Raw genomic sequence first — 20,200 nt, forward strand, 5'->3', positions numbered from 1 at the left:
CTGCAACATAAAAACAAAGCCAGGGCGTACTTAATGAGCGTAAGCAATCCAACACTGATCACGTTCGTGATCTACATCGCAGCAATGGTGCTGATCGGCTTCATGGCCTATCGCTCCACCAACAACCTTTCCGACTACATTCTTGGCGGCCGCAGCCTCGGCAGCGTCGTTACGGCTCTGTCTGCCGGTGCTTCCGACATGAGCGGCTGGTTGTTGATGGGCCTGCCGGGTGCCATCTACATGTCCGGTCTGTCCGAAAGCTGGATCGCCATCGGCCTGATCGTCGGCGCCTACCTGAACTGGCTGTTCGTCGCCGGCCGTCTGCGCGTGCAGACCGAGCATAATGGCGATGCCCTGACCCTGCCGGACTACTTCTCCAGCCGTTTCGAAGACAAAAGCGGGCTGCTGCGTATCATCTCGGCGGTGGTGATTCTGGTGTTCTTCACCATTTACTGCGCTTCCGGCATCGTGGCCGGCGCCCGTCTGTTCGAAAGCACCTTCGGCATGTCCTACGAGACGGCGCTGTGGGCCGGTGCTGCGGCGACGATTGCCTACACCTTCGTCGGCGGTTTCCTCGCGGTGAGCTGGACTGACACCGTACAAGCCACGCTGATGATCTTCGCGCTGCTACTGACGCCGATCATCGTGCTGCTGGCCACCGGTGGTGTCGATACCACGTTCCTCGCCATCGAAGCTCAGGACCCAAGCAACTTCGACATGCTCAAGGGCACCACCTTCATCGGCATCATCTCGCTGATGGGCTGGGGTCTGGGTTACTTCGGTCAGCCGCACATCCTCGCGCGTTTCATGGCCGCTGACTCGGTGAAGTCGATTGCCAACGCCCGTCGCATCTCCATGACCTGGATGATCCTGTGCCTGGGCGGCACCGTCGCCGTGGGTTTCTTCGGTATCGCCTACTTCTCGGCGCACCCGGAAGTGGCCGGTCCAGTCACCGAGAACCACGAGCGGGTGTTCATCGAGCTGGCAAAAATTCTCTTCAACCCGTGGGTTGCCGGTGTCCTGCTGTCGGCGATTCTCGCCGCTGTGATGAGCACCCTCAGCTGCCAGCTGCTGGTTTGCTCGAGCGCTCTGACCGAGGACTTCTACAAAACTTTCCTGCGCAAATCCGCTTCCCAGGTGGAACTGGTGTGGGTCGGTCGCGCGATGGTGTTGCTGGTGGCGCTGATCGCTATCGCCATGGCTGCCAACCCGGAAAACCGCGTACTGGGCCTGGTGTCCTACGCCTGGGCCGGTTTCGGTGCCGCGTTCGGTCCGGTGGTGCTGATCTCGGTGATCTGGAAGGACATGACCCGCAACGGCGCACTGGCCGGCATCCTGGTCGGCGCGATCACCGTAGTGGTCTGGAAGCATTTCGAACTGCTGGGTCTGTACGAAATCATCCCGGGCTTCATCTTCGCCAGTCTGGCGATTTACATCGTCAGCAAGCTCGGCGCGCCGACTGCTGGCATGGTGCAGCGCTTCCAGGCAGCGGAAAAAGATTTCCATCTGAACAAGTGATGCACTGAGCTGCGGCTCACAGAAAAACGGCCCGTTTCCTACAAGGAGGCGGGCCGTTTTTTTGTGCCTGTGATTTCTCGAGTCCTGTGGAGATCCAATGTGGGAGCGAGCCTGCTCGCGAATGCGATTGATCATTGAATGAATGTGTCGACTGACATGCCGCTTTCGCGAGCAGGCTCGCTCCCACGGGGGATCGGTGGTGAGTTTGAGAGGGTTGTCTGTAGTCGCATGCGCCGATTTTCGAAGGCTTTTTCGACAGGAAAAGTAGGGCAAATCTGATTTTCCCGTCACCCACCCAACACCTCTTGCCCCTCATGCAGAATCGCCCGCCCTCAATCTGCAGAGAGACATCGGATGTTCGCGCCTGCCAATCAACCGCGTTTCACGTTGACCCTCGAAGGCGCCCAAGTTGATCTCAAAGTCCTTGAGTTCACGGGCAAGGAAGCCATCAGCCAACCCTTTCGTTTCGAGCTGGAACTGGTCAGTGAGCGTCCGGATCTGGACCTCGAAAGCCTGCTGCACCGTCAGGCGTTTCTGAGCTTCGATGCGGAAGGTTCCGGTGTCCATGGTCAGATTTATCAGGTCGGGCAAGGCGATTCCGGGAAACGTCTGACGCGCTACCACCTGAGCCTGGTGTCGCGTCTGACCTACCTCGGTCACCGCATCAACCAGCGGATTTTTCAGCATCAGACGGTTCCACAGATCGTCGCGCAGATCCTCAAGGATCACGCAATCCTGCGCGATGCCTTCGAGTTCCGCCTCGGCAGCGATTACCCTGTGCGGGAATATTGCGTGCAATACGCCGAGAGCGATCTGGCGTTCATCCAGCGCCTGTGTGCCGAGGTCGGCATTCATTACCACTTTCAGCACAGTCCCGAAGGCCATCTGTTGGTGTTCGGCGACGATCAAACGGTGTTTCCGCGCCTGGCCGAGCCGACGCTGTATCTGCCGGGCAGCGGCATGGCGTCAACGGCGCCGGCCATCAATCGCTTCAACGTCCGGGTGGAGACTCGCACCAGCGTGGTCACCCGGCGCGACTACAACTTCGAAAAGCCGCGACTGCAACTGCAAAGCCGCAGCGACAGTGAGCAGCGCCCGGTGCTCGAGGACTATCACTTTCCCGGCCAATTCAACGATCGAGAAACCGGCAGGCAACTGGCGCAACGTACGCTGGAAAGGCATGTCGCCGACTACCGTCAGGCTGAGGGCATCAGCGACGTATCCGCACTGGTTTGCGGACATTTCCTGCAACTGAGCGAGCATCCGCGCCAGGACTGGAATGACCTGTGGCTGCTCACCGTCATCGAGCATCATGGCCGACAGCCGCAAGTGCTGGAGGAATCGGTGACCAGCGATGGGGAAACATTCCAGGGTTACCGTAATACCTTTCTTGCCACGCCGTGGGAGGTGTTCTTTCGCCCGGCGTTGGGGCCGGAAAAACCGCGCATGCCCGGTTATCAACCGGCCGTGGTCACCGGGCCGCAAGACACGGAAATCCATTGCGACGAGTACGGCCGGGTCAAGGTGCAACTGGCCTGGGATCGTGACGGCGAGCTCAACGAGCATTCCAGTTGCTGGCTGCGCGTTGCCACGGGCTGGGCGCATGATCATTACGGCAGCGTGCTGATCCCGCGGGTCGGCATGGAAGTGCTGGTCGGTTTCATCGATGCCGATGCCGACAAACCGTTGGTGATGGGTTGCCTGCCAAACGCCGCAACTCCGCTGCCGCTGGACCTGCCCACCGACCAGACCCGCAGCATCTTCCGCAGCCAGAGCAGCCCCGGTGGTGGCGGTTACAACGAGCTGCGCATCGAGGACAAAAAGGGCGCCGAAGAAATCTACCTGCGCGCCCAGCGCAACTGGACGCAGCATGTCCTGCACGACCAGCAGGTGCAGGTCGACAACCAGCGCAGCATTGTCGTCACTGGCCTTGCCAGCCATGAACTCAAGGCTGACGAGCAGCGCATCACCCACGGCCAGCGCCAGACCGAAGTGAAACAGGACGATCACCTCACGGTTATTGGTGATCGGCATATTCGGGTGAGTAGTCAGGCAACCAGTGCGAGCGCACAAATTCACGTCAGTGCCGGGCAACAAGTGGTGATCGACGGTGGCGCGAGCGCGACGATTCAGGCCGGCGGGCAGTGGATCAACATCGGCCCCGGCGGCATTTTCAGTAGCGTGCCCATCCAGGTCGGTGGCGCGCCGATGGCCGCGATGAACGCGGCGCCGAGTGTGCCGGGACTGCCGGCGAAACTTGCAGCGGCACCGGCGGCCATGCTCACCGCAGCACAAATCATGAGCTTCAAAGGTGATGCGCCATTCTGCGAAGAATGCGAGCGCTGCAAGGACGGTGTCTGTGCTGCCTGAGTGCCTCACACCTGCAGAGTGGTTGGCGCGTGAACCGCTGAAACCTGCGGAGCAACTGTTCGCGATTTTCAGTAATGCCAGCGACGCCAGGCCTCCGCTGGTTGCACCGAGCCCGATCTGGGCGGACACGATCTACGCCGAGTGGGACGCGGTGATGCCCTTCGTGGGAATTGTCGCGGCAGGCAGTGAGCTTCTCGATTGGGTGACCTCTACCGAGTCTCGCGACTGGGGTTGGCTGGCGGTGTCTTCCGCGAGCCTTGAAGTGCTGGTCGAGCACTTTCGCAGCCTGACTCAGGTGCTGATGCCGGACGGCACAGCGGTGTTTTTCCGGTTTTGGGATGGGCGGTTTTTGTTGCCGATCCTGCAGTCCGATGAAGTGCAATCTGCGCAGTTGATACCGGTGATCTCGCGCGGCTTGATCAATGGACAGGCCGTGGATATCGGGGGCAGGGCGCAGGTTTCAGGGCGGGTGTTTCCCTGGTGGAAAGTGCCTGAGTCAGTGCTGGCTTCAGCAGGGAATTCAGTCCGGATCGGGAATGCGCTGCAGTGGCTGAGCGAGGAGCATCCGGCGCTGTACGAGGCGTTTCCGCAGGCTGTGTTGCGCTGCAAGGTTCAGCAGTTTTTTCAGGTTTCGGCGTCGGAAGAATCGTCGCAATCGGCGTTATTGGCATATTTGCAGGACGAAACGGAGTGAAATTTCCGGGCGAAGGCTTCGGAAATTTCCCGCGAGTTGCGGCGGATTTCATGAACTGGTGGGCGGTGGGTTGCGGGGATAGTCTTTTCGTTGTCACCGCGAGAGTGGTGACAGGGTGTAGGAACCCGTTACCTATGGTGCATCAGCGCTGTTGATTTAATTGCGACATGTAACTTGTGCCAGCAATATCTTTAGCGGCGGCTGTGTGCGGGGCACGCTTTGGCGTGGCCGAATTCCATGGGTCGGTTCCTACTCCCGTGCACAGCTGCCACCCGATCCCGTAGGAAGGAGCGAGGCAGTTCATTTTCACATCCATGGTAGAAAATATGACGATGCTTAAACCCGACCCACCCTACGAAAAAATCATCCCCCATCCCGACAACCGCTTCATGGCCCTGACCGGCAACTGCAGCGACATGCCCACTCTGTTCATCGACACCCAAGTCCCCCTCGACATCCTCATGGACGCCGCCAACCACCGCATCCGCGCCGTGATTCAAGTGCTGGAAAACATGTGCATGCGCGGCTCGGTCGAATGCGACTCGATCATCCTCAGCGACTTCGCCATGCTCTGCGCCATTCCGCTGCGTGACGGCTGCGATGTGCTGGATGTCATCGGCAAACGCCTCGGCAACCTATCCCTGTAAGTTTGAGAGCGTTTTTGTGGCGAGGGAGCTTGCTCCCGCTCGGCTGCATAGCGGCCGCAACCAGGTTGTCGCGGCGTCAGACGGAATGAGGGATTGAGGTCTTGGGGCCGCTGCGCAGCCCATCGGGGATGAATCCCCTCGCCACAAAGGCAAGGGCAAAAGATCGCAGCCTTCGGCAGCTCCTACAGGGGGGAACGCCAATCCCGTGTAGGAGCTGCCGAAGGCTGCGATCTTTGCTGTTGAGGCCCGCTCGGCCGCCAACCCCTGACTTGCCGCCCGGTAAAAGGTAAACTTCACGGCCCTCGCAGGAGCAGCCATGAATTATCGTCACGCCTTCCATGCCGGCAATCACGCCGATGTGTTCAAACACCTGACCTTGACCCGCCTCATCGCCCTGATGTCGCGCAAGGAGCAGCCGTTTGCCTATCTCGATACGCACGCCGGTATCGGTTTGTATGACTTGCAGGGTGATCAGGCCAACCGTACCGGCGAGTACCTGGAAGGCATTGCGCGTTTGTGGGATCAGCCGGATCTTCCGGCGCTGACCGCCGACTACATGAAGGTGCTGCACGAGATGAACCCGGATGGCCAGTTGCGCTATTACCCGGGTTCGCCGGAGTTGGCGCGGCGTCTGACCCGGCCGCAGGACCGGGTGATGCTCAACGAGAAACACCCGGAAGACGGCGTGCAGCTCAAAGAGAACATGGCCGGTGACCGTCGGGTGAAAGTGCATCTGGGCGAGGGCTGGCATGTGGCGCGGGCGATGCTGCCGGTGCAGGAGAAGCGTGCGGTGATGTTGATCGATCCGCCGTTCGAGCAGCTCGACGAGATGCAAAAGTGTGCGGCGTCGCTGAAAGAAGCGATTGGCCGGATGCGCCAAACCGTGGCGGCGATCTGGTACCCGGTAAAGGATCAGCGTGCGCTGCGACGTTTCTATCAGGATCTGGCTGGTACCGGTGCGCCGAAGTTGCTGCGCGTGGAACTGCTGGTGCATCCACTGGATACGCCGAACAGCCTCAACGGCTCGGGGATGGCGATTGCCAATCCGCCGTGGGGGCTGGAGGAAGAATTGCGTGAGCTGCTGCCGTGGTTGTCGAAGAAGCTTGGGCAGACTCAGGGCGGGTGGCAGATGGATTGGTTGATTGCTGAGAGCTGATCAACTGTTTTAGCGGTGTCTGAACGGACGCCTTCGCGGGCAAGCCCGCTCCCACAAAGTACTGCGCCATTTTGAAGTCGGCGCTAAACCTGTGGGAGCGGGCTTGCCCGCGATGCTTTGAGGTTTAGTTACCCGCCAGGCTCGGTGGCATGCACACGCCGGTGCCGCCAATCCCGCAATAGCCCTCAGGGTTCTTCGCCAGATATTGCTGGTGATACGCCTCGGCGAAGTACACGGTAGGCGCCTGCTCGATCTCGGTGCTGATTTCGCCCAGACCCGCCTTCGACAGTTCAGCCTGATACACCGCTTTGCTCTTCAGCGCCGCGTCCAGTTGCTCTGGTGAGGTGGCGTAGATCACCGAACGGTACTGGGTGCCGATGTCGTTGCCCTGACGCATGCCTTGCGTCGGGTTGTGCAGCTCCCAGAACATCGCCAGCAGCTCTTCGTAGCTGACTTTGTCCTTGTCATACACCACCAGCACTACTTCGGCGTGGCCGGTCAGGCCCGAGCAGACTTCTTCGTAGGTCGGGTTCGGCGTGTAGCCGCCGGCGTAGCCGACCACGGTGCTGACCACGCCTTCGCGCTGCCAGAAGCGGCGCTCCGCCCCCCAGAAGCAACCCAGACCGAAGATCGCAAAGTCGACGTCCTGGAAAAACGGGCCGAGCAGCGGAGTTTCTTCGAAGACGAAATGCTTTTCAGGCAGGGTCATCGCGGTTTCGCGGCCGGGCAGAGCTTGATCTTTGGTCGGTAGCACGTTTTTGTTCACCAGAATTTCCGAGCGCAGAACCATGATCGTTCCTCTCAGTCAGGATGGGATGTAAAAAGTCAGACCGCCAGTGTGCCGAATGATGCCGGATTTCGCACTATTCAAATGTGGGAGCGGGCTTGCTCGCGAATGCGGTGTGTCAGGCGACGATGATGTCGACGGCTATAACGCCTTCGCGAGCAGGCTCGCTCCCACAGGGGGGGCTTCGACAGATGGGATTTAGAGGCAGAGCGGGCCGCGCGGGTAGCGCTTGAGCGCCTGAATCAGCTCAGCGCCGGGGATCGGCCGGTCGAACAGGTAGCCCTGGCCGACGTCGCAGCGGTGGCGACGCAAAAACGCCAGTTGCTCGGCGGTCTCGATGCCTTCGGCCACGACTTTGAGTTTCAGGTTGTGGGCCATGGCGATCACCGCGGAGGTGATTTCCATGTCGTCCTGGTTGTCGGGGATTTCGTGGATGAAGCTGCGATCGATCTTGATGATGTCGATCGGGAATTTCTTCAGGTAGCTGAGCGACGAGTAACCGGTGCCGAAGTCGTCCATGGCCAGGGTCAGGCCCAGACGCTTGAGTTGATCGAGCTGCAAGTGAGTGTCTTCAGTGGCTTCCAGCAGCAGACCTTCGGTCAGCTCCAGTTCGAGCAGATTAGCCGGCAGCGCTTCTTCCTTGAGGATGTTGGCGATGGACGCGACCAGATCCGGGTCGGAGAACTGCTTCGGCGAAAGGTTGATCGCCACCTGCAGATTGCCCAGGCCAGCGGCGGTCAGGGCCTTGCTCATGCGGCAGGCCTGACGCGCGATCCACTTGCCGATCGGAATGATCAGACCGGTTTCTTCGGCGACGCTGATGAACTGGTCGGGGCGGATCATCCCGCGCTCCGGGTGGTTCCAGCGCAGCAGCGCTTCCATGCCCAGCAGGCGACCGCTGCGCAGGCACAGCTTGGGCTGGTAGAACACGTCCAGCTCGTTCTGGGTCAGGGCGCGGCGCAGGTTGTTCTCGACGAACAGCTTGTAACTGGCCTCGGCGTTGAGTGCTTCGGTGAACACCTGGACCTGGTGTTTGCCGTTGGCCTTGGCCTTGTGCAGGGCCAGGCCGGCGTTGCGCATCAGGGTCTGTGGATCGCGGCCGTGCAACGGGGCGCAGGCCAGGCCCACGGAGCCGGTGACGCTGATCAACTGGTTGTCGACGAACATCGGTTTGTCGAGGGTCGCCAGTAATTGGTTGGCGATCTGTTGGCCGGTGGCGAGGTCGGTGTCGTCGAGCAGCACCGCAAATTCGTTACTGGCGAACCGCGCGAGGCTGCCGCTCGGGCTCAGGCTGTTGCGCAGGCGTCGGGCGAGGCTGATCAACAACTTGTCACCGGTCTGGTGACCGAGGCTGTCGTTGATCCGCTTGAAGTTGTCGATGTCCACCAGCAGCAGGCTGATCGGCGTATCGCTGTCGCGGGCGAAGCGTTCGTCCAGATTGCGGATAAACGCCGGGCGGTTGCCGAGGTTGGTCAGGTTGTCGGTGTAGGCCAGACGCTCGATGCGCTGTTGCGCCAGTTTGGTTTGGGTGATGTCTTCGTAGATGCCGATGTAGTGCGTCAGCTCACGGTTGTCGCCATACACCTTGGAGATCGACAACTGGCCCCAGTACGGTTCGAGGTTTTTGCGCCGGCTCTTGAATTCGCCCTGCCAGCTGTTGCTCTTGGCCAGCGCCGAAGGTGCGTCGAACAGCAGCTCGCTGAGGTTTTCCAGCGCCGGCAGCTCCGACAGGCGCTGGCCATGGACTTCCTCGGTGGAGTACTGGGTGATCGCGGTGAAGCTCGGGTTGACGTACTCGACCACGCCGTCGCAATTGACCAGCAGAAAGGCGTTGGCACTTTGCTCGACCGCACGCTGGAACAGGTGCAGGGCGCTGGTGGCGGTGCGGCGGTTGTGGTTGTTGATGACCTGGGCGAACTGGTCGGCCAGCTCACCGGCAAAGGCGATTTCGTCGGACTGCCAGGCGCGGGTGACGCCGGTCTGCTCCAGACAGAGCACGCCGACCACCTGGCCGTCGACGCGGATGCTGGCGTCGAGCATGGCGTTGACGTCACGCGGGCGCAGGGCTTCGGCCATCTCACGGGTGCGCGGGTCGCGCATCGCATTATGCGCGTCGATGGCGCGGCTGCCGTGCAGCGCTTCCATGTAGTCGGGGAAACCGCTGATGTCGATCACCTCCGGCAGGATGTATTCCTGCGTCGCGCGGTGATACGCGGAAATCGGCACCAGCAGATTGCCTTCGAGGTTCCACAGGCTGGCGCAGTCGATTTCATAGATGTCGCAGGCGCAGCGGGTGATCAGTTCGGCGGCTTCCTGCAGCGAGTTGTGGCTGCTGTAGCGCTGGCGGGCGAGCAGCAGAATCAGATCCTGCTGGGCGCGCACCCGATCAAGGTGCTGCAGCTGTTCCTGCTGGGCACGCTGGTTGAGTTCGAGGGCGATCTGCAGGCGCGAGTTCTGGGTTTCGAGGTCAACGGACGGCAGCGTCGGCGCTTCGTCGAACACGTCATCGACTGCCAGCAGGTAGCCACGCAACAGATGCCGGTTGTGCTGTTTATAGGCTTCGCCCAGTTCGAGGATGCTCAGCACGCCCGCAGCGGTGTGCAGTGTGTAGCGCACCAGATAATGCGGGCTGTCGCGCAGTTGCTGCTGGATCGCGTCGTGCAACTGATAGCGCGCTTCAGGCTCCATCAGGCTGGCATACGGTGAACCGACCAGTGCACAGAGCTCAACGGCCGGCTGGCCGAACTGGCGTTCGCAGTTGGGATCGAGAAACAGCATCGCCCAACTGGCTTCATTCAAGCGCTCGAAACGCAGCATGCCGAGCCGCGAGGGCACAGGCAACTGCGTCACTACCTCGGCCGCCATACGGCTGGCGGCATCGGGTTGGCTCTTCATGAAGGAACTCGCTTGGAAATATGCTGAACGCGCCGGGCTCTCGCCCTCTTTACTGTTGCCTGCGGCAAGGTTGCATCATTGCGGCACCGACTGACAAGAGAGATGAAGGCCAAGTGCTATAAGAATGTGTCGGCCGCTCGGGGCATTTCTCCAGTGGGTGGTTGAAAAGAGCAAAAGATCGCAGCCTGCGGCAGCGCCTGCAGGGATATACGATGTCCTTCAGGAGCTGCCGAAGGCTGCGATCTTTTAGATTCAACGTAATTTCAGGCTGAGCGATTGCAGCTTCTTGCCATCTCGATCATGGTAATTGATCAAAATCTGATCAGCCTCGACCACTACATGGGCGAAGTTGTCTTCGCTGACCACAGTGCTGGTCAACTCATGTTGATAGTCACCCGCCGCAGTGCGTACCAGTGGCTGATCAAGGATGAACGTCGACGCCGTGGCATAGGGCAAAAGTTTGCTGTTACACAACGGCGAGGAGACGATGGTGTGGACTTCGAAGTCCGGGTCTTCGCTATGGGTCAGGCGCGAGGTCAGCGAGCCGTGCACGTCGCCCGAGACGAATACGACATTCCTGATCTGTCGGGTGCGGATGGTTTCCAGCACACGCAGGCGCTGCTCCGGGAAGGCTTTCCAGGCATCGTCGCCGTGCAGTTTGCGATCCGGATAGAACATCACGCTGGTGACCACGAATTTGACCCGTGCCTTGCTGTTGCTCAGCCAGGCGACCAAGGCCTGTTCCTGCTCGCTGTCCAGGATGCGTCGATCATCAGCAGCCAGGTTGCGCCGAGTCCGGCTATCAGTGACAAACCATTCAATATCGCCATCGCTGAACTGATACCAGTAATGCGCCAGTTTTGAATGATCAATCTCGCCATCAACTGTTAGTACATGCGCCGGACTATGACTGGCTTGATACAACTCATACGCCGCCATTGCATTGCGATATAACTCATGATCGGACTTGCTGGCGTTCGCCGGCCAGTTGTCTTCAATTTCGTGATCGTCGAGGATCATGTAAGTCGAAGTGCCGGACATCAGCCGCTGAATATTCGGTTGCGAGAAGGCCGCGCGGTATTTATCGAGGATGTCCTTGTACTCGCGATCCGGGGCAATCAGGTTGAGGTCGTCGACATAGATCTGGTCTCCGGTCATCAGGGTGGCGCTGATCGGCGGCTCGGCGCCTTCGATCAACTGATTGATCGAGGCGAATATACGGTCGCCAATTTGGGGCATGGAAGCAATGCCGGCGGTCATGCGCAAGTAGCGACAGGAGCCGATGATATAAGCGCGTGGCTGCGCGGCGTCGCTGGCACGGGTGCGAAAGCGGTAGATCTCGCGCGGCCATTGCAAAGGCAATTCGGCGATGCTCTCGACGGTATGCACCGGGCTCATGGGGCTGAACCAGCCCACTTGGTATTCATACTCGCAATGGCTCTCCAGGTCATTCAATGAAAAGACCTGGCAAAAATCGCGCAAAGCACTTAAACGGGAAAAAAGGCTATTTGACCATTGATTGCTGTCGCGCTTTCGATAACGCAGGCCGGCAAATGTGGTGGCGTTGTTTTGCGAGTCGCCGCGCATGAAGATGCGTGCGTGATTAGTTGTTGTATGGCCAATAATCGGGCCGACAGTTGGTTTTAACATGTTCGAATCCGTTCGAATTGATACTTGAATAGCGGTCAGTGTGTAGCAAGTTATTCGTTTAACTTGTGCCGCCAAGGTTAGTTGTCGGCGGATAAAAAATATCGGCGCGAAGTGGACTGGACTCGTGGCTTAAGTAGACCGAAGTTGTAGGAATAAAAGCGTTGTAACTTTTCTTCGGGCAAAAAAAGCCCCGTCAAACTGACGGGGTTGAGGTACGAGCGTGTGGCGCCCGAAAACGTGGAACGCAATCGGCCCTCCGTTGCCGGAGGGCCGAACGCTTTACAGCAGGATGGTGCGGATGTCGCCCAACAGGCTGCCCAGACGCTGGGTGAAGCGTGCAGCAGCAGCGCCGTTGATCACACGGTGATCGTAGGACAGCGACAGTGGCAGCATCAGTTTCGGCTGGAAGGCTTTGCCGTCCCAGACTGGCTGGATGGTTGCCTTGGAAACACCGAGGATCGCCACTTCCGGCGCGTTGACGATCGGCGTGAAGCCGGTGCCGCCAATGTGGCCGAGGCTGGAAATGGTGAAGCAGGCGCCTTGCATCTCGTCCGAAGAGAGCTTCTTGGTGCGGGCTTTTTCAGCCAGCGAAGCAGCTTCTGCGGCCAGTTGCAGCAGGCTCTTCTGGTCGACGTTCTTGATGACCGGTACCAGCAGGCCATCCGGGGTGTCGACCGCGAAACCGATGTTGACGTACTTCTTGCGAATGATCGCCTTGCCGCTTGGCGCCAGCGAACTGTTGAAGTCCGGCAGCTCTTTGAGCAGGTGCGCACAGGTCTTGAGCAGCAGCGGCAGGATGGTCAGCTTGACGCCGGCCTTCTCCGCGACGGCTTTTTGCGCAACACGGAAGGCTTCCAGCTCGGTGATATCCGCCGAGTCGAATTGCGTCACGTGCGGCACGTTCAGCCAGCTGCGGTGCAGGTTGGCGGCGCCGACCTGCATCAGACGGGTCATCGGCACTTCTTCGATTTCACCGAAGCGGCTGAAATCCACGACCGGGATCGGCGGGATGCCCGCGCCACCGGTTGCGCCGCCAGCGGCCGGTGCTTCCTTGGCCTTCTGCATCATCGCCTTGACGTAAACCTGCACGTCTTCCTTGAGGATGCGACCGTGCGGACCGCTGGCGCCAACGGCGCTCAGCTCGACGCCGAACTCACGGGCCAGTTGACGTACGGCAGGGCCAGCGTGAACTTTGGCGCCAGGCTTGGCTGGAGCAGCAACCGGAGCGGCAGCAGCAGGTGCAGCGGCAGCCGGAGCAGCAGCGGCCGGTGCCGGAGCGCTAGGAGCAGCGGCGGCAGCTGGAGCCGGGGCAGCAGCAGGGGCTGCGCCTTTGACTTTCAGCTTGAGGATCAGGTCGCCGGTGCCGACTTCGTCGTCCAGCTTGATGGAAATGCTTTCCACCACGCCAGCGGCAGGCGATGGGATTTCCATGCTTGCCTTGTCGGATTCGAGGGTGATCAGCGACTGGTCGGCTTCAACGCTGTCGCCAGCCTTGACCAACACTTCGATGATCTTGGCCTTGCCGGCCGAACCGATGTCCGGAACATGGATGTCCTGAACGCTGTCAGCCACTGGAGCAGCCGGGGCTGCCGCAGGAGCAGGCGCAGCGGCAGCGGCCGGCGCAGCAGCCTGAGCCGGAGCGGCCGCAGCCGGGGCCGCAGCACCCGCCACTTCCAGATCCAGAATCAGGTCGCCAGTGCCGACTTCGTCGTTGAGCTTGACGCTGATGGCCTTGACCACGCCCGCGGCAGGCGACGGGATTTCCATGCTCGCCTTGTCGGATTCCAGGGTGATCAAAGATTGATCAGCCTCGACGGTGTCGCCGACCTTGACCTGGATCTCGATGATCTGCGCCTTGCCCGACGAACCGATGTCCGGCACGTGCACTTGCTGCACCGAAGCGGCAGCAGGGGCAGCGGCTGGCGCAGCAGCAGGGGCGGCAGCCGGTTTGGCTTCAGCTTTTGCAGCCGGTGCAGCAGCAGGTGCAGGGGCCGCTTGCGCGGCGCCCTCGACTTCCAGCTCAAGCAGTTCGTCGCCTTCTTTCAGGCGGTCGCCCAGCTTCACTTTCAGGCTCTTGATGACGCCGGCTTTCGGGGCCGGCACTTCCATGCTGGCCTTGTCCGATTCCAGGGTCAGGATGCTCTGGTCGGCTTCGATACGGTCACCGACCTTCACAAATAGTTCAATTACTTCACCTTCACCGCTGCCGATGTCAGGTACGCGAATGAGTTCGCTCACAAAATGTCTCCTCAGCAGTCCAGTGGGTTGCGTTTTTCCGGGTCGATGCCGAACTTGACGATGGCCTCGGCCACCACTTTAGGTTCGATATCACCACGGTCAGCCAGTGCTTCCAGGGCTGCCAACACCACGAAATGACGGTCGACTTCGAAGAAATGACGCAGTTTCTTGCGGCTGTCGCTGCGGCCGAAACCGTCGGTGCCCAGGACTTTGAATTCCTTGGACGGTACCCACTGACGGATCTGCTCGGCGAACAGCTTCATGTAGTCGGTAGAGGCAATCACCGGACCTTTACGGCCGCTCAGGCACTCTTCAACGTAGCTCTGCTTAGGCTTCTGGCCAGGCTTCAGACGGTTGCTGCGCTCTACGGCCAGGCCGTCGCGACGCAGTTCGTTGAAGCTGGTGACGCTCCATACGTCGGCGCCGATGTTGAACTCTTCACGCAGGATCTTCGCCGCTTCACGCACTTCACGCAGGATGGTGCCGGAGCCCATCAGCTGTACGTGATGCGCTGCATCGCGGGTGTCTTCTTCGAGCAGGTACATGCCTTTCTTGATGCCTTCTTCGGCACCGGCCGGCATGGCTGGCTGCTGGTACGACTCGTTCATCACGGTGATGTAGTAGAAGATGTCCTGTTGCTCTTCGGTCATCTTCTTCATGCCGTCCTGAATGATCACCGCCAGCTCGTAGCCGTAGGTCGGATCGTAGGTGCGGCAGTTCGGGATGGTCGCGGCCAGCAGGTGGCTGTGACCGTCTTCGTGCTGCAGGCCTTCACCGTTCAGGGTGGTACGGCCGGCGGTGCCGCCGATCAGGAAACCACGGGTACGGCTGTCGCCAGCGGCCCAGGCCAGGTCACCGATACGCTGGAAGCCGAACATCGAGTAGAAGATGTAGAACGGCAGCATCGGCTGGTTGTGGCTGGAGTACGAAGTACCGGCAGCGATGAAGGAGCTCATGGCGCCTGCTTCGTTGATGCCTTCTTCAAGGATCTGACCTTTCTGGTCTTCCTTGTAGAACATCACCTGGTCTTTATCGACTGGCTCGTACAGCTGGCCGACGGAGGAGTAGATGCCCAGTTGGCGGAACATGCCTTCCATACCGAAGGTACGGGCTTCGTCCGGGATGATCGGCACGATGCGCGGGCCGATTTCCTTGTCCTTGACCAGTTGCGCGAGGATCCGCACGAAGGCCATGGTGGTGGAGATTTCACGGTCGCCCGAACCATCGAGGATGGCTTTCAGGGTGTCCAGGTCCGGGGTCGGTACGCTGAAGCTCTGCGCGCGGCGCTGCGGTACGAAACCGCCCAGTGCGGCACGGCGCTCGCTCAGGTAGCGGGCTTCGGCGCTGTTTGGCTCTGGCTTGAAGAACGGCAGGTTCTCCAGCTCTTCGTCCTTGACCGGGATGTCGAAGCGATCGCGGAACAACTTCAGGCTGTCGACGTCGACTTTCTTGGTGTTGTGCGCAGTGTTTTTCGCTTCGCCGGCACCGGTGCCATAACCCTTGATGGTCTTGGCGAGGATGACGGTTGGTTGTTCTTTGTGGTTGACCGCTTCGTGGTACGCCGCATAGACCTTGTACGGGTCGTGGCCGCCACGGTTGAGTTTCCAGATCTCGTCGTCGGACAGGTCGGCAACCATCGCCTTGAGTTCAGGCGTGTTGAAGAAGTGCTCGCGAACGAACGCGCCGTCTTTGGCTTTGTAGTTCTGGTACTCGCCGTCGATGACTTCGTCCATGCGACGTTGCAGGATGCCGTCGACGTCTTTGGCCAGCAGTGGGTCCCAGAAACGGCCCCAGATGACTTTGGTCACGTTCCACTGTGCACCGCGGAACACGCCTTCGAGTTCCTGGATGATCTTGCCGTTGCCGCGAACCGGGCCGTCGAGGCGCTGCAGGTTGCAGTTGATGACGAAGATCAGGTTGTCCAGCTTCTCGCGGCCAGCCAGGGAGATCGCGCCCAGGGATTCCGGCTCGTCGCACTCGCCGTCGCCCAGGAAGCACCAGACTTTCTGTTTGCCCGGCTGGATGAAACCGCGGTGTTCCAGGTACTTCATGAAGCGTGCCTGGTAGATCGCCTGGATCGGACCCAGACCCATGGATACGGTCGGGAACTGCCAGAAGTCAGGCATCAGCCAAGGGTGCGGGTAGGACGACAGGCCCTGACCGTCGACTTCCTGGCGGAAGTTGTTCATCTGGTCTTCGGTGATGCGGCCTTCCATGAACGCGCGGGCGTAAACGCCTGGCGAGGTGTGGCCCTGGAAGTAGATCAGGTCGCCGCCGTGTTCGTCGGTCGGGGCCTGGAAGAAGTAGTTGAAGCCGATGTCATACAGGGTCGCGCTGGAAGCGAAGCTGGAGATGTGACCACCCAGGTCAGAATCTTTCAGGTTCGTACGCATTACCATGGCCATTGCGTTCCAGCGCACCAGCGAGCGAATGCGGCGTTCCATGAACAGGTCGCCAGGCATGCGTGCTTCGTGGGTTACCGGGATGGTGTTGCGGTAAGGCGTGGTGATGGCGTAAGGGAGCTGCGAACCGCTGCGGGTCGCCAGTTCACCCATACGGGTCATCAGATAGTGAGCACGGTCTTCGCCTTCTTTGTCGAGAACCGATTCCAGGGCGTCCAGCCATTCCTGGGTTTCGACGGGATCGAGGTCTTGCATGGCTTGCTCCAGGGCGGAAAGGCTTCCAGAATCGGTTGCCTGAGTTTGCGACTGGCCTTGTGGGCAGACGATTTAAAATTCTTGGATTGCCGACAGGTTGTTCCGGCGGCGTGTAGTTTTACTACAAATCTTTGAGCATTTCAGCCTTTCGCCTGTATAGACGAGTAGTAAAACTACAGAGGAAAGGCTTGTGGCCTCCGACTGCGTTGTGAGAATAATCGTTAAGGTTGGTCGATTACCATCCGAAAAAGGTGAAAGTTTGATGCTGGATGCCAAAGAAGAAGAAATTTCAGCTATTTCTAACTTTTGTTCGACAGTCCTTCGCGTAGCGGGTTTTCATCAAACACTACAAGCGGCCATTTACACGCCGATCAAGGATAGACCATGACCCTGCCCGTGCTCGCTGAACTCCCCGCCATTCTCCTGCCGTTGGTCACTCGATCCGAGCAGTCGTTCCGTACGGCCGTCGCCGCGCTGGAAGACGATCACGGCTTTTCCAACTGGACCCCGGAACGCTGGGCGCAATTCGCCCGCGTCAGTGCCGCCAGCGATTTCGTCATTGAACAGAGCGTTCGTGACCCTTTGATGTTGTTGTCACTGGTGCAGTCCGGCGAACTTGATCGGCCGTTCGCGCCGGGTGAATTGTGCGCGCAGATTGCCGCCGCCGTGAACACCGCGCAAAGCGAAGACGAACTCGGTCGCGTCCTGCGTCGCCAGCGTGCCCGCCATCAAGTGCGGATCATCTGGCGTGACCTCAACCGCCAGGCTGATCTGGTACAGACCTGCCGCGACCTGTCGGACATGGCCGACGCCACCATCGACCAGGCCTACCAATGGCTGTACAGCCGCCATTGCCAGCAGTTCGGTACGCCGACCGGTCGGCGCAGCGGTCTGCCGCAGCAGATGGTCATCCTCGGCATGGGCAAGCTCGGCGCGGTCGAGTTGAACCTGTCGTCGGACATCGACCTGATCTTCGCCTACCCCGAGGGCGGCGAAACCGTCGGCGTGAAACGCGCGCTGGATAATCAGGAATTCTTCATTCGTCTCGGTCAGCGCCTGATCAAGGCCCTCGACCCGATGACCGTCGACGGCTTCGTGTTCCGCGTCGACATGCGCCTGCGTCCGTACGGTTCATCCGGCGCGCTGGTGCTGAGCTTCAATGCACTGGAGCAGTATTACCAGGATCAGGGCCGCGACTGGGAGCGCTACGCGATGATCAAGGCGCGGGTGGTGGCCGGCGATCAGGTGGCGGGCGCACAGTTGCTCGACATGCTGCGTCCGTTCGTTTACCGCCGTTACCTGGACTTCTCGGCGATCGAAGCGCTGCGCACCATGAAGCAACTGATCCAGCAGGAAGTGCGGCGCAAGGGCATGGCCGACAACATAAAACTCGGCTCCGGCGGTATCCGCGAGGTCGAGTTCATTGCCCAGGCTTTTCAGTTGATTCACGGCGGGCGCGACCTCAGCCTGCAACAGCGTCCTCTATTAAAGGTGCTGAGCACGCTGGAAGGACAGGGCTACCTGCCGCCGGCGGTGATCAGCGAGCTGCGCGAAGGTTACGAATTCCTGCGTTACACCGAACACGCGATCCAGGCGATTGCCGACCGCCAGACCCAAATGTTGCCGGACGGCGCTCAGGATCAGGCGCGCATTGCGTTCATGCTCGGCTTCGCCGATTGGCACGCCTTCCATGAAAAGCTGATGTTCTGGCGTGGCCGCGTGGCCTGGCACTTTGCGCAGGTGATCGCCGATCCCGATGAGGAAGAGGGCGCCGACTGCGAAGTGGTAGTGGGCGGTGAGTGGTTGCCGCTGTGGGAAGAGGCGCAGGATGAAGAGGCCGCTTGCCGGCAGCTCGAAGAGGGCGGCTTCGCCGATGCGACCAAGGCCCTGAAGGCGCTGGCCGGTTTGCGCGGCAGCCCGCAGTTACGCGCGATGCAGCGGCTGGGTCGCGAGCGTCTCGATGCGTTTATTCCGCGCCTGCTGGCCCAGGCGGTGGAGCATGACAACCCGGATCTGGTGCTGGAGCGGGTGCTACCGCTGGTCGAAGCGGTCGCCCGACGTTCGGCCTATCTGGTGTTGCTCACGGAAAACCCCGGTGCCCTGCGACGCTTGCTCACCCTGTGCGCGGCCAGTCCGTGGATCGCCGAGCAGATCACCCGCTTCCCGTTGCTGCTCGACGAGTTGCTCAACGAAGGCCGGCTGTTCAAGCCGCCACTGGCCCCGGAACTCGCCGCCGAATTGCGCGAGCGCCTGACGCGGATCCCCGAAGACGACCTCGAACAGCAGATGGAAGCCCTGCGCCACTTCAAACTGGCGCACCGCTTACGCGTCGCCGCCTCGGAAATCGCCGGCAGTCTGCCGTTGATGAAAGTCAGTGATTACCTGACCTGGCTCGCCGAAGCGATTCTCGAACAAGTGCTGGCGCTGGCCTGGCGTCAGACGGTGGCCAAGTACGGCACGCCGCTGCGCACCGATGGCAGTTTGTGCGATCCCGGCTTCATCATTGTCGGTTATGGCAAAGTCGGCGGGCTGGAACTGGGGCATGGTTCGGATCTGGACCTGGTGTTCATCCATGACGGTGATCCGCAGGCGGAAACCGACGGGCCGAAGCCGATCGATGGCGCACAGTTCTTTACCCGGCTGGGACAGCGGATCATTCACTTGCTGACGGCGCAGACCAACTCCGGTCAGCTCTATGAAGTGGATATGCGTTTGCGGCCGTCCGGCGCGTCGGGGCTGTTGGTCAGCTCGCTCGGGGCGTTTGAGCGCTATCAGGAAAATGAAGCCTGGACCTGGGAACATCAGGCGCTGGTGCGGGCGCGGGTGCTGGTCGGCAGTCAGGATGTCGGCCAGGCCTTCGAGAAAGTCCGCGCGCAGGTTTTGGGCAAGCCGCGGGATCTGGCCAAGCTGCAGCAGGAAGTCAGCGAGATGCGTGCCAAGATGCGCGATAACCTCGGCAGCAAGAGCACGGCGGCCGGTACCGCGGCAAATGCCTTCGAGGCCACGGCGCCGTTCGACCTCAAGCAGGACGCCGGAGGTATCGTCGATATTGAATTTATGGTGCAATACGCGGCCCTGGCGTGGTCGCACAGCCACCCGCCATTGCTGCGCTGGACCGATAACATCCGCATTCTGGAAGAGCTGGAACACGAAGGGCTGATGCCTGCCGAAGATGCCAGCCTGTTGCGCGAGGCCTATAAAGCCTACCGCTCCGCCGCCCACCGACAAGCCTTGCAGAAGGACGCCGGGGTGATATCGGGCGATCAGTTTGCCGAAGAACGGCGGCAGGTTTTGCGGATATGGAAAGAGATGGGGTTAAGCTGAAGCGCGCCAGTGAAGGCAATGAGATTCAAAAGGTGGGAGCGAGCCTGCTCGCGAAGGCGGTCGGTCGGCCAGCATGGATGTTGAATGTGCTGGCCCCTTCGCGAGCAGGCTCGCTCCCACAGTGATCTGCGGTGAGTCGCAGATGTGTGAACAGAGGCAAAACCATGTGGGAGCGAGCCTGCTCGCGATAGCGGAGTGACAGTCGACAGTCATGTTGAAGGTAATGACCCATCGCAAGCAGCGCCGCTCCCTCAGTGATTCTCG

General features: G+C 60.4%; 12 protein-coding genes. 7 read left to right on the top strand and 5 right to left on the bottom strand.

The features are described from left to right. Window positions 1-33 precede the first annotated feature (33 nt). The 5 genes from putP (at window position 34) to CRO59_RS09495 (ending at window position 6,385) form a co-directional block, all read left to right on the top strand. Entirely contained in the window at window positions 34-1,518 is a 1,485-nt protein-coding gene (putP, locus tag CRO59_RS09475) for a sodium/proline symporter PutP (RefSeq protein ID WP_027611355.1), read from the top strand. A 354-nt stretch (window positions 1,519-1,872) separates the two neighbouring features. Further along, window positions 1,873-3,888, top strand: a complete 2,016-nt coding sequence (locus CRO59_RS09480; RefSeq protein WP_097087052.1) for a type VI secretion system tip protein VgrG — start codon at window positions 1,873-1,875, stop codon at window positions 3,886-3,888. Then, on the top strand, window positions 3,833-4,582 hold the full coding sequence (locus CRO59_RS09485) for a DUF4123 domain-containing protein (RefSeq protein WP_371917809.1): 750 nt from the start codon (window positions 3,833-3,835) through the stop codon (window positions 4,580-4,582). Before CRO59_RS09480 ends, CRO59_RS09485 begins: the two co-directional genes overlap by 56 nt. A gap of 326 nt (window positions 4,583-4,908) precedes the next feature. After that, complete coding sequence (locus tag CRO59_RS09490) at window positions 4,909-5,229, top strand: hypothetical protein (protein ID WP_097087106.1); 321 nt, start codon at window positions 4,909-4,911, stop codon at window positions 5,227-5,229. A gap of 316 nt (window positions 5,230-5,545) precedes the next feature. After that, window positions 5,546-6,385, top strand: a complete 840-nt coding sequence (locus CRO59_RS09495) for a 23S rRNA (adenine(2030)-N(6))-methyltransferase RlmJ (RefSeq protein ID WP_003220988.1) — start codon at window positions 5,546-5,548, stop codon at window positions 6,383-6,385. A gap of 124 nt (window positions 6,386-6,509) precedes the next feature. Here CRO59_RS09495 and msrA read toward each other — a convergent pair whose 3' ends face one another. The 5 genes from msrA to aceE all read right to left on the bottom strand — a co-directional run bounded on the left by msrA (window position 6,510) and on the right by aceE (window position 16,612). Beyond that, on the bottom strand, window positions 6,510-7,175 hold the full coding sequence (gene msrA / locus CRO59_RS09500) for a peptide-methionine (S)-S-oxide reductase MsrA (RefSeq protein WP_097087056.1): 666 nt from the start codon (window positions 7,173-7,175) through the stop codon (window positions 6,510-6,512). Window positions 7,176-7,370: 195 nt separating this feature from the next. Then, window positions 7,371-10,067: a bifunctional diguanylate cyclase/phosphodiesterase gene (locus tag CRO59_RS09505; RefSeq protein WP_097087058.1), complete on the bottom strand. Its 2,697-nt coding sequence runs from the start codon at window positions 10,065-10,067 to the stop codon at window positions 7,371-7,373. 252 nt (window positions 10,068-10,319) lie between these two features. Then, on the bottom strand, window positions 10,320-11,717 hold the full coding sequence (locus CRO59_RS09510; protein ID WP_097087060.1) for an alkaline phosphatase D family protein: 1,398 nt from the start codon (window positions 11,715-11,717) through the stop codon (window positions 10,320-10,322). Window positions 11,718-11,996: 279 nt separating this feature from the next. Next, window positions 11,997-13,955, bottom strand: a complete 1,959-nt coding sequence (gene aceF / locus CRO59_RS09515; protein ID WP_097087062.1) for a dihydrolipoyllysine-residue acetyltransferase — start codon at window positions 13,953-13,955, stop codon at window positions 11,997-11,999. Between the two features lie 11 nt (window positions 13,956-13,966). Continuing rightward, window positions 13,967-16,612: a pyruvate dehydrogenase (acetyl-transferring), homodimeric type gene (gene aceE, locus CRO59_RS09520; protein ID WP_003220999.1), complete on the bottom strand. Its 2,646-nt coding sequence runs from the start codon at window positions 16,610-16,612 to the stop codon at window positions 13,967-13,969. Between the two features lie 262 nt (window positions 16,613-16,874). Here aceE and CRO59_RS28925 point away from each other — a divergent pair, with 262 nt between their 5' ends. Then, on the top strand, window positions 16,875-17,000 hold the full coding sequence (locus CRO59_RS28925) for a hypothetical protein (RefSeq protein WP_256198919.1): 126 nt from the start codon (window positions 16,875-16,877) through the stop codon (window positions 16,998-17,000). Beyond that, window positions 16,997-19,936, top strand: coding sequence for a bifunctional [glutamate--ammonia ligase]-adenylyl-L-tyrosine phosphorylase/[glutamate--ammonia-ligase] adenylyltransferase (gene glnE / locus CRO59_RS09525; RefSeq protein ID WP_097087064.1), 2,940 nt, complete (start codon window positions 16,997-16,999; stop codon window positions 19,934-19,936). Before CRO59_RS28925 ends, glnE begins: the two co-directional genes overlap by 4 nt. The last annotated feature ends 264 nt before the right edge of the window (window positions 19,937-20,200 follow it).

This window comes from Pseudomonas sp. LAMO17WK12:I5 (genome assembly GCF_900215165.1).
Classification (GTDB): Bacteria; Pseudomonadota; Gammaproteobacteria; order Pseudomonadales; family Pseudomonadaceae; genus Aquipseudomonas; species Aquipseudomonas putida_A.